The organism is Amycolatopsis rhizosphaerae, from assembly GCF_007713715.1.
Lineage (GTDB): Bacteria > Actinomycetota > Actinomycetes > Mycobacteriales > Pseudonocardiaceae > Amycolatopsis_E > Amycolatopsis_E rhizosphaerae.
In genome coordinates this window covers 1-2,092 of record NZ_VJWX01000759.1, presented here as the reverse complement: position 1 = coordinate 2,092, position 2,092 = coordinate 1, and the positions used below count along the sequence as shown (strand labels likewise).

General features: G+C 73.4%; 2 protein-coding genes. Both read left to right on the top strand.

What is annotated here, in order from left to right; genetic code table 11:
- Positions 1-996: family 1 glycosylhydrolase (locus FNH05_RS36495; protein WP_144593392.1), on the top strand; the 996-nt coding region annotated here is incomplete at its 5' end.
- Positions 993-2,092 (top strand): glycoside hydrolase family 3 protein (locus tag FNH05_RS36490; RefSeq protein ID WP_281287668.1); only part of this gene is annotated, 1,100 nt, incomplete at its 3' end. The genes FNH05_RS36495 and FNH05_RS36490, both read left to right, overlap by 4 nt.

Here is a 2,092-nt window from a genome sequence, read left to right as displayed (position 1 = left end):
GAGCTGCTGCGCGCCGCGGGCCTGGACACCTACCGGTTCAGCATCGAATGGTCGCGCATCGAACCGGAAGAGGGCTTCCTCTCCCGCGCGGCCGTCGACCATTACCGCCGGATGGTGGATACCGCGCTGGAACTGGGTATCACACCGATGGTGTCGCTCCTGCACTTCACCGTCCCCCGCTGGTTCGCCGACGAGGGCATGTGGCGCAGCCCCAAGGCCGCCGACCGCTTCGCGCGCTTCACGGAACTGGCGCTGCCGGTGCTGGGCGGCGACGTGAAGTGGGTCTGCACGATCAACGAGCCCAACATCGCCGCCATGATCGCCGGCGGCGAGGACCCCGCCAACCTGGTGGCCTACGGCCTGCCCGCCCCCGACCTCCGGGTGGCCGACACGCTCCTGGACTGCCACCACCGTGCCCGTGAGGTGCTCTCCGGGGTCGGCGGCATCCGCTCGGGGTGGACGGTGGCCACCCAGGCGTTCCAGGCGGAGCCCGGCTGCGAGGAGATCGCCCACGCCTACGGCCATCCCCGCGACGACTGGTACCTCGAGGCCTCCCGGGGGGACGACTGGGTCGGTGTGCAGGCCTACACGCGCACGATCATCGGACCGGACGGCCCCAAGCCCGTCCCGGAGGGCGTCGAGACCACCCTCACCGGCTGGGAGTACTACCCGGCGGCACTGGCCGAAGGCGTCCGTTCCGCCTGGGAGAAGACCGGCGGTGTCCCCGTTTTCGTCACCGAGAACGGCATCGCCACCGCCGACGACAGCCGCCGCGTCGACTACACGCACGAGGCGCTCACCGGTCTGCACGCGGCGATCTCCGACGGTGTCGCGGTCGAGGGCTACCTGCACTGGAGCCTGCTCGACAACTACGAGTGGGCCTCGGGATACCGGCCCACCTTCGGCCTGATCGCGGTCGACCGGAAGACCTTCGTGCGGACCCCGAAGCCGTCCCTGGCCTGGCTCGGCTCGGTCGCGAAGGCGAACGCACTGTGAGCACCCCGGTGGAACGCCTCACCCTGGCCGAGAAGGTGCGGCTGCTCACCGGGGCCACCCCGTGGCGGCTGCATCCGCTCCCCCGCATCGGCCTGCGCGCGCTGGTGTTCTCCGACGGTCCCGCCGGTGTCCGCGGCACCGGCGAGATCCCCGGCTGGACCACCGCCGCACTGCCCGCGCCCAGCGCGCTCGCCGCGACCTGGGACGAGGACGCGCTGCGCCGCGCGGGCACCGTCCTCGCCGCCGAGGCCCGCGCCGCCGGGGTGGACGTGCTGCTCGCCCCGGTGGTCAACCTGCAGCGGAGCCCCCTCGCGGGACGGCATTTCGAGTACTTCTCCGAGGACCCGCTGCTCACCGCGCGGCTCGCCGCCGCGCTGGTCACCGCGCTGCAGGAAGGCGGCGTCGCCGCCTGCGCCAAGCACTTCGCCGCCAACGACTCGGAAACCGCGCGCACCTCCTACTTCGCGCAGGTCGGGGAGCGGGCCCTGCGCGAGGTCTACCTCGCTCCCTTCGAGCACCTGGTTCGCGAGGCGGGGGTGCGGACGGTGATGTCGGCCTACTCGGGGCTGGACGACGGGAGCGAGCGGGCACCGGCGGGGGCACACCACCGGCTGCTCACCGGGATCCTCAAGCGGGAGTGGGGGTTCGACGGGGTCGTGGTCTCCGACTGGGCCGCGACCACCTCGGTGGCCGAACCGGCGCTCGCGGGGCTCGACCTGGCCATGCCCGGCCCCACCAGCCCCTGGTCGGAGGGCCTGCTCGACGCGGTCCGCGACGGGCGGGTCCCGGAGCACGTCCTCGACGAGAAGGTGGCGCGGGTGCTGCGGCTGGCGGCCCGGGTCGGCGGCTTCGAGGAGCCCAGCACACCGGGTCCCGCTCCCGAGCCCGCCGACGAGCTGCGGAAGCTGGCGGCCTCGTCGATGGTGGTGCTCCGCCGCGACGCCGTCTTCCCCACCGCCACCCCGGATCTCCGCCGCCTCGCGCTGATCGGGCCCAACGCGGCCGAGGGGTTCCTGCAGGGTGGTGGCAGCGCCCACGTCGACGCGCAGCGCACCGTCGGTTTCGCCGAGGGGCTGCGCACCGCCCTGCCCTACAC